The following is a 15,365-nucleotide window of genomic DNA, read 5'->3' on the forward strand; positions in this document are numbered from 1 at the left end:
TGCTTCCGAATGAAGAAGCGTTTGTTATCAATGAGTTACATGGTGGCACGAAGTGTGCAATATTCAGTCACCTAAATCAGGAGACACAGAATGAACCGTCGCCATCTCGTCGCCCTGGCCGCACTTGCCGCCTGCGCCGCCGCCGCTCCCGCCTGGGCCCAGTCCAACGAAATTCGCATCGCCCACATCTACAGCAAGACCGGCGCGCTGGAGGCCTACGGCAAGCAGACCCAGACCGGTTTCATGATGGGCCTGGACTACGCCACCGGCGGCACCATGGCCGTCAACGGCAAGAAGATCGTGGTCATCGAGAAGGACGACCAGGGCAAGCCGGACCTGGGCAAGTCGCTGCTGGCCGCCGCGTATTCCGACGACAAGGCCGCGCTGGCTGTCGGCCCCACCGCCTCGGGCGTGGCGCTGGCCATGCTGCCGGTGGCCGAGGAATACAAGAAGATTCTGCTGGTCGAGCCCGCCGTGGCCGACTCGATCACCGGCGACAAGTGGAACAAGTACATCTTTCGCACCGGCCGCAATTCGAGCCAGGACGCCATCTCCAACGCGGTGGCTGTCGACAAGGCCGGCGTGACCGTGGCCACGCTTGCCCAAGACAACGCTTTTGGCCGCGACGGCGTGAAGGCCTTCGGCTCCGCGCTGAAGAAGGCCAAGCTGGTGCACGAGGAATACCTGCCGCCCGCCACCACCGACTTCACGGCCGGCGCGCAGCGCCTGATCGACAAGCTCAAGGACCAGCCGGGCCGCAAGATCATCTGGATCGTGTGGGCCGGCGCGGGCAACCCGTTCAAGATCGTCGACCTCGACCTGAAGCGCTACGGCATCGAGATTGCCACCGGCGGCAACATCCTGCCCGCCATGGCCGCCTACAAGAGCCTGCCGGGCATGGAAGGCGCGGCGTACTACTACTTCGGCCTGCCGAAGAACCCGGTGAACGACGCGATGGTGTCGGCGCACTACAAGCAATTCAAGACGCCGCCGGACTTCTTCACGGCCGGCGGTTTCTCGGCCGCCATGGCGGTGGTGACGGCGCTGAAGAAGACGGGCGGCGACACCAACACCAACAAGCTCATCAGCACGATGGAAGGCATGAGCTTCGACACGCCCAAGGGCAAGATGACCTTCCGCAAGGAAGACCATCAGGCGATGCAGTCGATGTACCACTTCAAGATCAAGGTCGACCCGGCGTTCGCCTGGGGCGTGCCTGAGCTGGTTCACGAGATCAAGCCTGAAGAGATGGACATTCCCATCAAGAACAAGCGCTGAGCACGGCGCCGATCGTCACCTGAACCCCGCGGCGCACCGAAGGCGCCGCTCCCTTTTTCGCCCCGGATGGCCGCCGGGCGAAGCGCCCGCGTTCGCACGAGTTCGCGCGCGGTGCGTTGCCACGGCCGATTCGTCAGTCTGCAAGCAAGCGTTCGATACCCAAAACACAAGGAGACAGCGATGCCAGCGATGAAATTGAACTGGAAGGGACTTGCCGCGGCCGCGGCCATGACGGTGGTGGCGCATGCCGCGACAGCGGCGGTGCCGCTGCCGGCGTTGGGCGCCAACCCGGCGGAGGTGAGCGTGTCGGGCCTGTCGGCCGGCGGCTTCATGTCGGTGCAGCTGCACGTGGCCTATTCGGCCACCTTCAAGCGTGGCGCCGGCGTGGTGGCCGGCGGGCCGTTCTACTGCGCCGAAGGCTCGGTGCTCAACGCCACCGGGCGCTGCATGACGCACAGCACCAGCGTCCCGGTGTCCTCGCTCGTGAGCACCACCAACAGCTGGGCGGCCAGCGGCACCATCGACCCAGTGTCCAACCTCAGCGGCTCCAAGGTGTACCTGTTCTCGGGCACGTCCGACAACACCGTCAAGCAGCCGGTGATGGACGACCTGAAAACCTATTACCAAAGCTTTGTGCCGGCCGCCAACACGGTCTACAAGAACAACGTGGGCGCGGGCCATGCGATGGTCACCGACGACTACGGCAGCGCCTGCAGTACCACTGCGGCGCCGTATATCAACAACTGCGGCTTCGACCTGGCGGGCGAGATCCTCACGCAGCTCTACGGGCCGCTGAACCCGCGCAACAACGGCACGCTGGGCGGCACGTTCACCGAGTTCAACCAGTCGGAGTTCATCACCGGCCACGGCATGGCCGCCACGGGCTGGCTCTACGTGCCGCAGGCCTGCACCACCACCTCGTGCCGCGTGCATCTGGTGCTGCACGGCTGCAAGCAGAACTACACCGACGTGAGCGACCAGTACGTGCGCAAGACGGGCTACAACCGCTGGGCCGACACCAACAACATCGTGCTGCTCTACCCGCAGACCAGCACCGCGGCCACCAACAGCTGCTGGGACTGGTGGGGCTACGACAGCGCCAACTACTCGAAGAAGTCCGGCCCGCAGATGGCGGCCATGAAGGCCATGATCGACCGCGTCACCGGTTCGCCCGGTGGCAGCGGCTTGCCCGCGCCGGCCGGCGTGGGCACCTCGGGCGCGACCAGCAGCAGCATGGTGATTGCCTGGTCCGGCGTGAGCGGTGCCAGTGGCTACAACGTGTACCGCGGCGGCAGCAAGGTGAATGCCGCGCCCGTCGCGGCCACCAGCTACACCGACACCGGCCTTGCCGCGTCGACCACCTACAGCTGGACCGTGTCAGCGCTGAACGCGAGCAACGTGGAGGGCGCCATGTCCGGCGCGGCCACCGGCGCCACGCTGGCCGGTACTGGAACCGGCGGCGGAGGCACCTGCTACACCGCGAGCAACTACACCCACACCATCACCGGGCGCGCCTATGCGCTGTACGGGCTGACCTATGCCTACGGCTCCAACCAGTCGATGGGCCTGTGGAACATCTACGCGACCACCACGCTGAAGCAGACAGGCCCTGGCTACTACGTCATAGGCACCTGCTGAGCCGGGGCGAGCTTTCATCTTTCGATTCTTCTGACCTGCAATGACCAACGATGCTTGAGACCCGCGACCTGACCATCCGCTTCGGAGGGCACGTGGCCGTCAACAACGTGAGCTGCGCTTTTGCGCCGGGCACGCTGACGGCCATCGTCGGCCCCAACGGGGCGGGCAAGACCACCTACTTCAACCTGATCTCCGGGCAGCTCAAGGCGAGCGCCGGCACGGTGCTGCTCGACGGGCAACTGCTGTCGGGCCTGTCGCCGTCCGCGCGCACGCATGCGGGGCTGGGGCGGGCCTTTCAGCTCACCAACCTGTTCCCCAACCTCAGCGTGCTGGAGAACGTGCGCCTGGCGGTGCAGGCCACGCGCGAGGGTGCGCACCGGCGCGGGCTGAACCTGTGGAGCATCTGGAGCGACCACAAGGCGCTGACAGAGCGCGCCGACCAGATCCTGGCCGACGTGGCGCTGAAGTCGCGTGAGCACGCCACCGTGGCCAGCCTGCCGCACGGCGACCAGCGCAAGCTGGAGGTGGCGCTGCTGATGGCGCTGGAGCCCAAGGTCTTCATGTTCGACGAACCCACGGCCGGCATGAACGCGGCCGAGGCGCCGGTCATCCTCGACTTGATCCGCAAGCTCAAGCAGGACAAGACCAAGACGATCCTGCTGGTGGAACACAAGATGGACGTGGTGCGCGAGCTGGCGGACCGGATCATCGTGCTGCACAACGGCACGCTGGTGGCGGACGGTGAACCGGCGGAGGTGATCGCCTCGCCGGTGGTGCAGGAGGCCTATCTGGGCATTGCGAAGGAGGCGACTGCATGAGCGGCCTGATGAATTTGAATTTCTCCCTCCCCTCCCGGGGGAGGGCAGGGGTGGGGGCCAGCGGCCTTCACACCGCCGCGGCCTTGCCAGCGCCGCTTGCCCCCATCCCAACCTTCCCCCGGAAGGGGAAGGAGCAAGACCGATGACCACTCAGAATCTTTTGAGTCTCGAAGGCGTGCACACGCACATCGGGGCGTATCACATCCTGCACGGCGTGGACCTGGCCATTCCCAAGGGCCAGCTCACCATGCTGCTGGGGCGCAACGGCGCGGGCAAGACGACCACGCTGCGAACCATCATGGGCCTGTGGCATGCGTCGCAGGGCAGGGTGCGCTTTGGCGACCAGGACATCACCGCGCAGCACACGCCTCAGATCGCCGGTCTGGGCATTGCCTACGTGCCGGAGAACATGGGCATTTTTTCCGACCTCACGGTGAAGGAGAACATGCTGCTCGCCGCGCGCGGTGCGAAGAACGCCGCGCAGATCGACGATACGCGCCTGAAGTGGATCTTCAAGCTCTTCCCCGCGGTGGAGAAGTTCTGGAACCACCCGGCGGGCAAGCTGTCGGGCGGGCAGAAGCAGATGCTGGCCGTGTCGCGCGCCATCGTGGAGCCGCGCGAGCTGCTCATCATCGACGAGCCCAGCAAGGGCCTGGCGCCCGTGATGATCAACAACATGATCGACGCGTTCGCCGAGTTGAAGCGCAGCGGCGTGACCATTCTGCTGGTGGAGCAGAACATCAATTTCGCCCAACGCCTGGGCGACACGGTGGCGGTGATGGACAACGGCCGCGTGGTGCACGCGGGGTCGATGGCGGCGTTTTCGGCTGACGCGCAATTGCAGCAATCTCTCTTGGGTCTCGCGCTATGACGTATTCGATGTGTTGTTCCCTCTCCCGCTTGCGGGAGAGGGCTAGGGTGAGGGCTGGCGGCCTGTGCAATGGCCGTGCCCTTCAGTCCGCGCCGCTAACCCTCACCCCAACCCTCTCCCGCAAGCGGGAGAGGGAGCAAGAAAAAGGAGCGCGCGCATGACCAAGATCGACCTCGACTGGAAGCCCCTGCTCCTCGCCCCCGTGCTCGCCCTCGTCGCGCTGCCGCTCACCGGTTCCTTCTCCACCTGGCTCACCCTCACAGTCGCCGGCCTGGCGATGGGCATGATCATCTTCATCATCGCCTCGGGCCTCACGCTGGTGTTCGGGCTGATGGACGTGCTGAACTTCGGCCATGGCGTGTTCATTGCACTCGGCGCCTTCGTGGCCAGCAGCGTGCTCGGGCTCATGGGCGACTGGACCGGCTCGGGCGAGCTGTGGCGCAACCTCGTTGCCGTGTTCCCCGCGATGCTGGTCGCCATGCTCGTGGCCGGCGCGGTGGGGCTGGCGTTCGAGCGCTTCATCGTGCGGCCGGTGTACGGCCAGCACCTGAAGCAGATCCTCATCACCATGGGCGGCATGATCATCGGCGAGGAGCTCATCAAGGTGATCTGGGGCCCGGCGCAAATTCCGCTGCCGCTGCCCGAGGCCTTGCGCGGCTCGCTGCTGGTGGGCGACGCGGCCATCAGCAAGTACCGGCTGCTCGCGGTGGCCGTGGGCGTGGTGGTGTTCGGCGTGCTCGCGTGGACGCTGGGTCGCACCAAGATCGGCTTGCTCATTCGCGCCGGCGTGCAGGACCGCGAGATGGTCGAGTCGCTGGGCTACCGCATCGGGCGGCTGTTCGTCGGCGTGTTCGTGGTCGGCAGCGCGCTGGCCGGCCTGGGCGGCGTGATGTGGGGGCTGTTTCAGCAGAACCTGGTGCCGCAGATGGGCGCGCAGGTCAACGTGCTGATCTTCATCGTGATCATCATCGGCGGGCTGGGCTCGACGGGCGGGGCGCTCATTGGCGCGCTGCTGGTGGGGCTCATGACCAACTACATCGGCTTTCTGCTGCCCTCGCTCACGCAGTTTGCGAGCATCTTGCTGATGGTGGCCGTGCTGCTGTGGCGCCCGCAGGGCGTGTACCCCGTGGCCAACCGTTGAAGAGGAAAACGACATGTTCCTGAAACGACTTCTCTCCAACGACATGCCCAGGAGCCGCCTGCTGGCGCTGCTGCTGGTGGTGCTGTTCCTGGCGCTGGCCTTCGCGCCGTTCATCTTCCCGGGCGTGAAGGCGCTCAGCGTGGCGGCCAAGATCTTGGTGTTCGTGGTGCTGGTGGCCAGCTTCGATTTGCTGCTGGGCTACACCGGCATCGTGAGCTTTGCGCACACCATGTTCTTCGGCATCGGTGCCTACGGCATCGCCATTGCGGCCTCGCGGCTGGGGCCCAACTGGGGCGCGGTGCTGGTGGGGCTGGGCGCGTCGCTGCTGGTGTCGCTGGTGCTCTCGTTCGCCATCGGGTTGTTCTCGCTGCGGGTGCGCGCCATCTTCTTCGCCATGATCACGCTGGCCGTGGCCTCGGCGTTCCAGACGCTGGCCTCGCAGCTGTCCGACTTCACCGGCGGCGAAGACGGCCTGACCTTCAAGCTGCCCGAGCTGATTTCGCCAAGCTTCGAGTTCGCCGAAGAGCCCTTCCTGGGCGTGTCGCTGGACGGCCGGCTGCTGTGCTACTACCTGCTGTTCGTGGCGGCCGTGGTGCTGGTGCTGGCGCTGCTGCGCATCGTGAACTCGCCCTTCGGCCGGGTGCTGCAGGCGATTCGCGAGAACGAGTTTCGCGCCGAGGCCATCGGCTACCGCGTGGTGGTGTACCGCACCACTGCCGCCGTGTTGTCTGCCCTGTTTGCCACGCTGGCCGGCGCCATGCTGGCCATCTGGTTGCGCTACAACGGGCCGGACACCTCGCTGAGCTTCGAGATCATGATCGACGTGCTGCTGATCGTGGTGATCGGCGGCATGGGCACCATCTACGGCGCGGCCATTGGCGCGGTGCTGTTCGTCATTGCGCAAAGCTACCTGCAAGATTTGCTGCGCGTGGGCAACGAGGCGGCCAGCGGCTTGCCCTGGCTGGCCGCGCTGCTGTCGCCCGACCGCTGGCTGCTGTGGCTGGGCGTGCTGTTCGTGCTGTCGGTGTATTACTTTCCGACCGGCATCGTCGGCAAGCTGCGCGCGAGGGCTGCGCGATGAGCGACCACCTCATGCCACTGTCGCGCTACGCGCAGCTCGCGGGCCGCGAAATCCATTGGCTCGAATGGGGCGCGGCCGATGCTCCGGTGGTCATCGCCTGGCACGGGCTTGCACGCACCGGCCGCGACATGGACGAGCTGGCGCAGCACTTCGCTGCGCGTGGTTTTCGCGTGATCTGCCCCGACACCATCGGCCGCGGGCTGAGCCAGTGGAGCCCGCTGCCCGACGAGGAATACACGCTGCGCTTCTACGCGCGCCTGGCCAATGCGCTGTGCGACGAGCTGCGCCTGAGCCGCGTGCACTGGGTCGGCACGTCGATGGGCGGTGCCATCGGCACGGTGTGCGCGTCGGGCCTGTTCGAGCCGCGCATGAAGGCGCGCATTGCCAGCCTGGTGCTGAACGACAACGCGCCCGAGCTGGCGCAGGCCGCCATCGAGCGCATCCGCGCCTATGCCGGCCAGCCGCCCGCGTTCGACACGGTGGCCGAGCTGGAGGCCTTCTTTCGCACGGTCTACAAGCCCTACGGCTGGCTGAGCGATGCGCAGTGGCGCCGCCTGACCGAAAGCTCCACCCGCCGCCTGGCCGACGGCCGTGTCACGCCGCACTACGACCCGGCCATGGTTCGCCAGTTCAGCGCGCACGAGAACGACTACCTGATCTGGCCGCACTACGACGCCATCGAGGTGCCGGTGCTGTGCCTGCGCGGGGAGCAGTCCGACCTGGTGCTGCCCGCCGTGCTCGACGACATGCGCGGCCGCGGTCCCGGCGCTGCGGGCCAGTTGCAGGTGATCGAAGTGCCTGCCTGCGGCCACGCACCGGCGCTGAACGTGCCTGGGCAACTGGACCCGATCGAAGGGTTTATTCGCGCGGCCGGCCGTTGAGGGCGCGGCGGCGAGACAATCGCCGCCGCTTTCAACCACAAGGCCTCGAAACACCATGGCGCTCTCGCTGTACGACCTGTCCGTGCCCGTTTTCACCCGCGGACTCGGCCAACTCACCCACCTGCTCGACAAGAGCCTCGCGCACGCCAAGGCCGAGGGCATCGACCCGGCCACGCTGGTGGAGGCGCGCTTGGCGCCCGACATGCTCACGCTGGCCGGCCAGGTGCAGCGCGCGAGCGACGCGTCCAAGCTGGGCGTGGCCCGCATCGCCGGCCTCTCCGCGCCGAGCTTTCCCGACGAGGAAAAGACCTGGGACGACCTGCTGGCGCGCATCGCCAAGACGCAGGACTTTCTGAAGACCGTGGAGCGCGCCCAGGTCGACGGCCAGGAAGAGCGCGACGTGGTCATCAAGGCCGGCGGCGGCGAGGCGCATTTCACCGCGCAGCGCTACCTGCTGCAGTTTGCGCTGCCCAACTTCTTCTTTCATGTGACCACCGCGTACGACGTGTTGCGCCACAAGGGCATGCCCGTCGGCAAGCTGGACTACCTCGGCAAGTTCTGAGGCGTGAGCCCCGACGGCCTTCACGGCGCCGGGACAAACTTCAAATTGCCGTGACACATGCGCACGCCCGGCGTGCGCCGCGAACAATTGCGCCAGGCTGCTGTCGGCCTGCCACGCGCGAGGTTGCGATCATGAAGAACATGTTGTCCAGAAGGGCGTTTTCGGGGCTGGCCGTCGGCTCCTCCGCGCTGGTTGCGGCCGCGGGCGGCGGCTGGCCGGTGCGCAGCGCGCTGGCCGCGTCGCCGGGCCTGCGCGACTACGGCCGCGCCCCCGAATTCGCGGGCATCGACAAGTGGCTCAACTCGGAGCCGCTCACGCTCAAGGGTCTGGCCGGCCAAGTGGTGCTGGTCGATTTCTGGACCTACTCATGCATCAACTGCATTCGCACGTTGCCGCATGTGGTGAGCTGGTACGAGAAGTACAAGGACCAGGGCTTCACGGTGGTGGGCGTGCATTCGCCCGAGTTCGCCTACGAGAAGCTCACGCGCAACGTGCAGGACGCCATCGGGCGCTTCAACATCCGCTACCCCGTGGCGCAGGACAACAGCTTCACCACCTGGAAGGCCTATGACAACCAGTACTGGCCGGCGTTCTACCTGGTCGACAGCAAGGGGCAGGTGATGCGGCAGCATTTCGGCGAAGGGGAATACGCCGAAATGGAGGCTGCGATTCAGGCGCTGCTGGCGCGCAAGTCTGCCGCGTGAGTTGAGCCGCGCTGCGCCCGGGGCCGCGCCTCGTCAGGTCGCTTGCGCTTGCGTGGGCCAGCCCGCAAGGTTGCGTTCGGCAATGCCCGCGAGCGCGGTGATCCATGCCGGGCTGTCGTTCATGCAGGGGATGTAGCTGAAGGCCTGGCCGCCGGCGTGCATGAAAGCCTCGCGGCCCTCCATGGCAATTTCTTCCAGCGTCTCGAGGCAGTCGGCGGGGAAGCCGGGGCACACCACGTCGACGTGCTTCACGCCCGCCGCACCCAGTTCGCGCAGCGTGGGCTCGGTGTAGGGCTCGAGCCATTTGGCGCGGCCGAAGCGCGACTGAAAGGTCACGCGGTACTGCGCCGGCGACAGGCCAAGCCGCGCCACCAGCAGACGCGCGGTTTCGAGGCACTGCGACTGGTAGGGGTCGCCCAGCGCGATGTTGCGCGCGGGAATGCCGTGAAAGCTCATCAGCAGCACCTCGCCGCGGCCTTCGGTCTTCCAGTGCTTTTCGATGCCCTGGGCCAGCGCGTCGATGTAGGCCGGGTCGTCGTGGTACTCGTTGACGAAGCGGAACTCCGGCAGCCGGCGCTGCTTGCGGCTCCAGTCGTTCACCGCGTCGATCACGCTGGCGACGGTGGTGGCCGAGTACTGCGGGTACGCCTGCAGCACCAGCACGCGGGTGGCACCTGCGGCCATCAGCGCATCCAGGCGCGAGCCGATCGACGGGTTGGCGTAGCGCATGGCGTCGCGCACTGTGACGCGGTGGCCGCGCTCGCCGAGCCAGCCGTCCAGCAGCGTGGCCTGCTTCTGCGTGAACACCTTCAGCGGGGAGCCTTCGGGCGTCCAGACGCTCGCGTACTTGGCGGCCGACTTGGCCGGGCGTGTGCGCAGAATGATGCCGTGCAGGATGAGCGCCCAGATCGCCCGGGGAATCTCGACCACGCGCGGGTCGCCCAGAAAGTCGGCGAGGTAGGGGCGCACCGCGGCGGCGGTGGGGGCGTCGGGCGAGCCCAGGTTGCACCAGAGCACGGCCGTGCGGGCGCGCGCAGGGGTCTGGTGGGTACTCGGCAGGGCAGTCTGCAGGGCGTTCGTAGGGGTGGAGGGCATGCGATATTCTCAGGCATGACCTCCGCTCCCTCGGCCCCCACAGGCTTTGCGCCCCTCGACCTGAAACGCATCTCGGCCATCTCGCTCGACCTGGACGACACCCTCTGGCCCATCTGGCCGACCATTGAACGGGCCGAAGGCGTGCTGCAGGCCTGGTTGCTGCGCGAAGCGCCCAAGACGGCCACGCTGCTGCTCACGCCGGGCATCCTGCGCGAACTGCGCGAGGCCACCGCCAAGGAGCGCTCCGACCTTGCGCACGACCTGAGCGCGCTGCGCCGCGAGTCGATTCGCACCGCGCTCAAGCGCGCGGGCGAAGACCCGGCGCTGGCCGACCCGGCCTTCGACGCCTTCTTTGAAGAACGCCAGCGCGTCACGCTGTACGACGACGCACTGCCCGCGCTGAAGTGGCTCAGCGAGCGCTACCCGCTGGTGGCGGTGTCCAACGGCAACGCCGACATCCACAAGACCGGCGTGGGCCGCTGGTTTCGCACCGCGTTCAATGCGCGTGCCTTCGGCAGCGGCAAGCCGCATGCGCCCATCTTCCGCGCCGCGGCCGCCTCGGTCGGCCTGCTGCCCAAGGACGTGCTTCACGTGGGCGACGATGCGGAGCTCGACGTGGTGGGCGCCCTGAACGCCGGCATGCAGACTGCCTGGCTGGTGCGCGACGAGCGGCCCTGGACGCACGAGGCCCGGCCGCAACTGATCGTGCCCAACCTGCACGCGCTGTGCGTGGCGCTGGGCGCTGGGCGCTTGAGCGTCAGTTGACGGTTACTTGAAGACCGGGCGGAAGAAGCTGCGCTCGTAGCTCACGATGCAGCGGGTTTCTTCGGCGTACCTGAAGGCGGCCTGGCATTCGGCGTCTTTCATCGAGTCGGTGCGGTACTGCTCGTATGCGGCCAGGCTCGGAAAGCTGAACATCGCCAGCGCCACGTTGTTGGTGCCCTCCGACGGCAGGAAGTAGCCATGGTGCTGGCCGCCGAATTTTTCGACCAGCGGAATCCAGAGCTTGCCGTAGTGCTCGAATTCCTTGAGCTTGTAGGCGTCGACGATGTAGCGCAGGTAGCAGGTGACCATGGGGTGTTTCGGCGTTGGGGGGTTATTGAGACGGGTGGCTGCGGCGGTCCGCGTGGCTGACTATAGTTTCAGCCCCAACCCTTTTGGCGGCGCCCTCGCGCGCAGCAAACCACCGTGCATTTTTCGAACTGGCTCATCTTCTGCGGCGTGACATTGCTCGTCGCCTTCACGCCCGGCCCCGCCGTGCTGCTTGCGGTGTCGAACTCGATGTCCGTCGGCCCGCGCCGCGCAATGATCAGTTCGCTGGGCAATGCAATGGGTCTGTTCATGGTGTCCGCCGCCGCGATGGCCGGGCTGGGCGTGGTGCTCTCCACCTCTGCCCATGCCTTCATGGTGCTGAAGGTGGCCGGCGCGGCCTACCTGATCTACCTGGGCATCAAGCAGTGGCGCAGCCAGGGCAGCGTGTTCGCCGACTTGCAGGGCTCGCCGGCAGGTGCCTCGCCGCGTTCGAGCTGGCGCCTGTTCGGTCACGGCCTGACGGTGGCGTTGACCAACCCCAAGGGCATTCTTTTCTTCTCGGCGCTGTTCCCGCAATTTCTGACGCAGGACGCGCCCTTGGCCATGCAGTTCGCCGTGCTGACGACCACCTTTGCAACGGCCTCGGTGTTGTCGCACGCCTTCTATGTGCTGCTGGCGCGCCTGCTGCGCAAGCAGCTGTCGGACCCGCGCCGCACGCGGCTCTTCAACAAGCTGTCGGGCGGTGCGTTCGTGCTGCTCGGGTTGAGCTTGCTGCGCCTGCGCAACAAGACAGCCTGAGGCTTCGACGCTTCAGTCGAGCGCGAACTGTTCGCGCAACGCGGTGCAGAAGTCTTCGGTGCCGCTGACCGACAAGGTCACTGTGTTGAAGCGCGGCTTGTCCTCACGCGTTTCCTGCAGGTCGTAGTCCCACGTCGCACCCTCGTCGATGGCGCCACGCGCGTGGGGGAACGTGGCCTCGGCCCAGGCGAGCACGCGGGCGATCTCTTCCTTGACCTCTGGCGTCTTGTCCGGCGGGGTCGACGCCATCGCGTCGAAGGTGCCGTGGCCTTCGGTGTCTTCGCTGTAGTCGAAGTCGAGGTAGCGCAGTTCGGTTGTCATGGGGTCAATGCCTGTGCAGCAGCCAGCCCGCTGCGCACGGCGCCTTCGAGCGTGGCGGGGTAGGGCCCTTCGGTGTAGTCGCCGCAGGCTTGCAGGCCGGGTGCAATGGCCGAAGACGGTCTTGCGAGGCCGGGCGTGCAGGCGAAGGTGGCGCGCTTTTCGACCACGGTCTGCACGAGCTGCAGCGTCGTCTGTCCAAGTTGCGCGGCGGCTTGGGCGATTACCTGTTCTTCCAATGCCTCGCGCGATGTTTCGTTGGCACTGACCACCATGGCCAGCACGCCATGCAGGCCGCCGAGCTGGCCCTTGTCGAATGCGAACTGCGCCGGGGCCGTAGCCGGGTCGCTGCGCAGCGCGAGCATGGGTTCGGCGAGCGGTAACGCGCCGCGCACATAGACGGTGGCGATGGCTTCGAAGCGCAAGGCTTCGGTGGTCTTGCACCAATCATCGGCGGGCAGGCCCGATGCGCGGACCAACCGGGCGGCGTCCCATGGGGCGCAGGCCAGCACCACCTGGTCGAACACCTCGTCATCGACGCGCCACGTGCCGCTCTCCGGTGCGATAGATCGCACGCGCCTGCCGATGCGCACCACAGTGCGATGCGCCGTGAGCCATCGAACGGCCGCATCGGGCAGCAGGGCGCCCAGGTCGGCGCGCGGCAGCAGCAGGTCGGCACCGCCGCTGCCGCTGAAGAGTGCGTCGTTCAGCACACGCAAGAAGACCTGGCCGCTCGATTGCCCGACCAGTGTGTTCAATGCGGACACACACAGCGGCTCGATCAGCTCCTGCATCACGCGCGGTGTGAGACCGGCGCACAGGTCGGCGACCGTGGTGGTGCCGGCACAGCGAAAGCCCGCCAGCCGCCACCGGACCGCCGTGCGCAGCAGCGACGATTTGTCGCGCCAATTCCAGCCGCGCGCCGTGAAGATGCCCACCAGCAGGTCGAGCGGTGCCGGCAGCCGCGGCAGCTTGAGCCCGCCGCCATCGGCAAAGCGCAGCGAGAGCGGCATGCGCAGCAGCGCGCTGTCGACATCGACACCCACGTCGCGCATGAGCTTCAGCGTGGCGGTGTAGGCGCCAATGAGGATGTGCTGGCCGTTGTCCAGTGCCAGCCCGTGCATGTTGTCGACGCGCCGGGCCCGGCCGCCCGGCATGGGCGCGGCCTCGAACAAGGTGACCGCATGGCCCAGGCGCGTGGCCTCGACCGCACAGGCCAGGCCGGCCCAGCCGGCGCCGATGACGGCGAGCCTCATGGCAGCCTGGGGAGCGTCATATTCTCCCCAGCGCCTGCACCTTCCAAGCCAGCCACAGCTTGCGCACCGGCGTCAGGCTCACGCGCTGGTTCAGCACCTGGAAATTGTCGTGTTCGATCTCGCGCAGCAGCGTGCGATAGATGCTGGCCATCATCAGGCCGGGCTTCTGGGCGCGGCGGTCGGCCAGGGGGAGCAAAGACAGGGCTTCGTCGTACGCCGCGTGGGCGCGTTCGGCCTGGAACTTCATGAGCGCAACAAAGCGCTCGGAGTGCACGCGGTTCAGTATCTCGTGCGCCTTCACGTCGAACTTCTGCAGCTCGTTCACCGGCAGGTAGATGCGCCCGCGCAGGGCGTCTTCGCCCACGTCGCGCAGGATGTTGGTGAGCTGCAGCGCCAGGCCCAGCTTGTGGGCGTAGTCGGTAGTTTGCGGATCGGTCTGGCCGAAGATGCGCGCCGCCACTTCGCCCACCACGCCGGCCACCAGGTGGCAGTAACGCGCCAGGCCGGGAAAGTCGAGGTAGCGGGTCTGGTCCAGGTCCATCTGGCAACCGTCGATCACCTCGTGCAGCTGGCGCGCCTCGATGCCGTAGGCGGCCACATGCGGCATCAGCGCCAGCATCACCGGATGGCGCGGCGTGCCGGCAAAGGCCTGGGCCACCTCGGTGCGCCACCAGGCGAGCTTGGTGGCCGCCACGCCGGGGTCGGTGACCTCGTCGACCACGTCGTCGACTTCGCGGCAGAAGGCGTAGAAGGCCGTGATGGCGGCGCGGCGCGGCTTGGGGAGAAACAGGAAGGCGTAATAGAAACTGCTGCCCGAAGCGGCGGCCTTGTCTTGCACGTATTGCTCGGGGGTCATCGGGGAGGCGCTGCTTTCATGGGCCGCCATTGTCTCCGCATCCGCATGGCCTTCCAGAGCAGCACCGGCGCGTCGAGCTTGCCGATGGTGGGGCGCTGCGAGAAGGTGTCGAAGCCCAGCTCGGTGATTTTGTCGAGGATGCGCAGGCCGCCTTGCACCACCAGGCGCAGCTCCCAGCCGGCGCGCCCCGGCAGGCGGTGCACCAGCGGCGCGCCCTCGGTCATGAGCTCGCGCGCCCAGTGGGACACCACGGCGACCAGATTGATGGCCTCCTGCGGCGGCGGGGCGTGCGAGAGCGGCTCGAACACCTTGAAGTTCTCCGGGCTCAGGCCGCGCCGCGCGCAGTCGGTCAGCGGAAAGTAGAAGCGCCCGCGCGGCAGGTCGACGCTCGGGTCCTGCCAGAAGTTGATGAGCTGCAGCGCGCTGCAGATGGCGTCGCTCTGCGCGAGCGCCTGCGCATCGTGGACGCCGTACAGGTGCAGCAGCAGCCGCCCGACCGGGTTGGCGGAGCGGCGGCAGTAGTCGAGCAGTTCGGCGCGGTCGGCGTAGGTGCCGCGCTCGCGGGTTTTCTCGATGTCCTGCATGAAGGCGCTCAGCAGGTCGGCGAGCAGGTCTTCGGGCAGCCCGTGCCTGGCGATGCTGTGGGCGAGCGGGCCGAACACCTGCGGCCAGCGCGACGCGGGGAGCACCTCGCCCTGCGCGGCGGCGGCCAGCTCTTCGCGGTAGGCGCGCAGCTCGGCCAGCCGCTCGCCGGGGGGGGCGGTGCCTTCGTCGGCAATGTCGTCGGCGGTGCGCGCAAAGTGGTAGATCGCGGCAATGGGCGCGCGCAAATGCGGCGGGCACAGCCACGAGGCGACCGGAAAATTCTCGTAGTGCGCCGGCGGGGCGGCTTGGGTGGGAGTGGCGGACACGCCACGATTGTCAGCGACGACGCCACGCCCCGGCACTATGCTCGCAGCGTCGCCACTCAGAACTCCCGCTTCATGAAAGCATCCGCTCCGGCCTCCGGGCCCCAGGTTTCCGCGTACGGCGAGGC

The 15,365-nt window shown here is 67.2% G+C and carries 17 protein-coding genes; 11 read left to right on the forward strand and 6 right to left on the reverse strand.

From position 1 onward, the window contains the following. Positions 1-90: 90 nt before the first annotated feature. The 9 genes from VLK31_RS06805 (at position 91) to VLK31_RS06845 (ending at position 8,974) form a co-directional block, all read left to right on the forward strand. On the forward strand, positions 91-1,278 hold the full coding sequence (locus VLK31_RS06805; protein ID WP_409167624.1) for a substrate-binding domain-containing protein: 1,188 nt from the start codon (positions 91-93) through the stop codon (positions 1,276-1,278). A gap of 180 nt (positions 1,279-1,458) precedes the next feature. Further along, positions 1,459-2,916 (forward strand): PHB depolymerase family esterase, encoded by a 1,458-nt coding sequence (locus VLK31_RS06810; protein ID WP_409167625.1) that lies wholly within the window; start codon positions 1,459-1,461, stop codon positions 2,914-2,916. Positions 2,917-2,966: 50 nt separating this feature from the next. Further along, complete coding sequence (locus VLK31_RS06815; RefSeq protein ID WP_409167626.1) at positions 2,967-3,734, forward strand: ABC transporter ATP-binding protein; 768 nt, start codon at positions 2,967-2,969, stop codon at positions 3,732-3,734. Between the two features lie 142 nt (positions 3,735-3,876). Beyond that, complete coding sequence (locus tag VLK31_RS06820; RefSeq protein ID WP_409167627.1) at positions 3,877-4,605, forward strand: ABC transporter ATP-binding protein; 729 nt, start codon at positions 3,877-3,879, stop codon at positions 4,603-4,605. A gap of 157 nt (positions 4,606-4,762) precedes the next feature. Further along, positions 4,763-5,746, forward strand: coding sequence for a branched-chain amino acid ABC transporter permease (locus VLK31_RS06825; RefSeq protein WP_409167628.1), 984 nt, complete (start codon positions 4,763-4,765; stop codon positions 5,744-5,746). Between the two features lie 13 nt (positions 5,747-5,759). Further along, positions 5,760-6,827 (forward strand): branched-chain amino acid ABC transporter permease, encoded by a 1,068-nt coding sequence (locus VLK31_RS06830; RefSeq protein WP_409167629.1) that lies wholly within the window; start codon positions 5,760-5,762, stop codon positions 6,825-6,827. After that, entirely contained in the window at positions 6,824-7,708 is an 885-nt protein-coding gene (locus VLK31_RS06835) for an alpha/beta fold hydrolase (RefSeq protein ID WP_409167630.1), read from the forward strand. The genes VLK31_RS06830 and VLK31_RS06835 overlap by 4 nt, the downstream gene beginning before the upstream one ends. A gap of 55 nt (positions 7,709-7,763) precedes the next feature. Beyond that, positions 7,764-8,270, forward strand: a complete 507-nt coding sequence (locus VLK31_RS06840) for a DUF1993 family protein (protein ID WP_409167631.1) — start codon at positions 7,764-7,766, stop codon at positions 8,268-8,270. Between the two features lie 140 nt (positions 8,271-8,410). Then, the gene (locus VLK31_RS06845) at positions 8,411-8,974 is read left to right on the forward strand and encodes a thioredoxin family protein (RefSeq protein ID WP_409168036.1); all 564 of its coding nucleotides are present in this window, start codon (positions 8,411-8,413) and stop codon (positions 8,972-8,974) included. A gap of 33 nt (positions 8,975-9,007) precedes the next feature. On the opposite strand, the gene hemH is transcribed toward VLK31_RS06845, so the two are convergent. Beyond that, positions 9,008-10,069, reverse strand: a complete 1,062-nt coding sequence (gene hemH / locus VLK31_RS06850) for a ferrochelatase (RefSeq protein WP_409167632.1) — start codon at positions 10,067-10,069, stop codon at positions 9,008-9,010. A gap of 15 nt (positions 10,070-10,084) precedes the next feature. Between hemH and VLK31_RS06855 the strand changes: the two genes are divergently transcribed. Next, positions 10,085-10,834, forward strand: a complete 750-nt coding sequence (locus VLK31_RS06855; protein WP_409167633.1) for an HAD family hydrolase — start codon at positions 10,085-10,087, stop codon at positions 10,832-10,834. A gap of 3 nt (positions 10,835-10,837) precedes the next feature. Here the strand turns inward: VLK31_RS06855 and VLK31_RS06860 are convergent, their stop codons facing one another. Beyond that, on the reverse strand, positions 10,838-11,143 hold the full coding sequence (locus VLK31_RS06860) for an NIPSNAP family protein (protein ID WP_409167634.1): 306 nt from the start codon (positions 11,141-11,143) through the stop codon (positions 10,838-10,840). Between the two features lie 114 nt (positions 11,144-11,257). On the opposite strand from VLK31_RS06860, the gene VLK31_RS06865 reads away from it, so the two are divergent. After that, positions 11,258-11,899, forward strand: coding sequence for a LysE family translocator (locus VLK31_RS06865; protein WP_409167635.1), 642 nt, complete (start codon positions 11,258-11,260; stop codon positions 11,897-11,899). A gap of 12 nt (positions 11,900-11,911) precedes the next feature. On the opposite strand, the gene VLK31_RS06870 is transcribed toward VLK31_RS06865, so the two are convergent. Genes VLK31_RS06870 through hpnC form a run of 4 tightly spaced genes read right to left on the reverse strand, consistent with a single transcriptional unit; the run spans position 11,912 to position 15,240 of the window. Beyond that, positions 11,912-12,220: a hypothetical protein gene (locus tag VLK31_RS06870; RefSeq protein WP_409167636.1), complete on the reverse strand. Its 309-nt coding sequence runs from the start codon at positions 12,218-12,220 to the stop codon at positions 11,912-11,914. Further along, positions 12,217-13,473, reverse strand: a complete 1,257-nt coding sequence (gene hpnE / locus VLK31_RS06875) for a hydroxysqualene dehydroxylase HpnE (protein ID WP_409167637.1) — start codon at positions 13,471-13,473, stop codon at positions 12,217-12,219. Before hpnE ends, VLK31_RS06870 begins: the two co-directional genes overlap by 4 nt. A gap of 16 nt (positions 13,474-13,489) precedes the next feature. Further along, a complete protein-coding gene (hpnD, locus tag VLK31_RS06880) occupies positions 13,490-14,329 on the reverse strand; it encodes a presqualene diphosphate synthase HpnD (RefSeq protein ID WP_409167638.1) in 840 nt (279 codons plus the stop codon). After that, positions 14,326-15,240, reverse strand: a complete 915-nt coding sequence (hpnC, locus tag VLK31_RS06885; protein WP_409167639.1) for a squalene synthase HpnC — start codon at positions 15,238-15,240, stop codon at positions 14,326-14,328. The genes hpnD and hpnC overlap by 4 nt, the downstream gene beginning before the upstream one ends. Positions 15,241-15,365: the final 125 nt, after the last annotated feature.

Source organism: Variovorax sp. H27-G14 (assembly GCF_046156345.1).
Lineage (GTDB): Bacteria > Pseudomonadota > Gammaproteobacteria > Burkholderiales > Burkholderiaceae_C > Variovorax.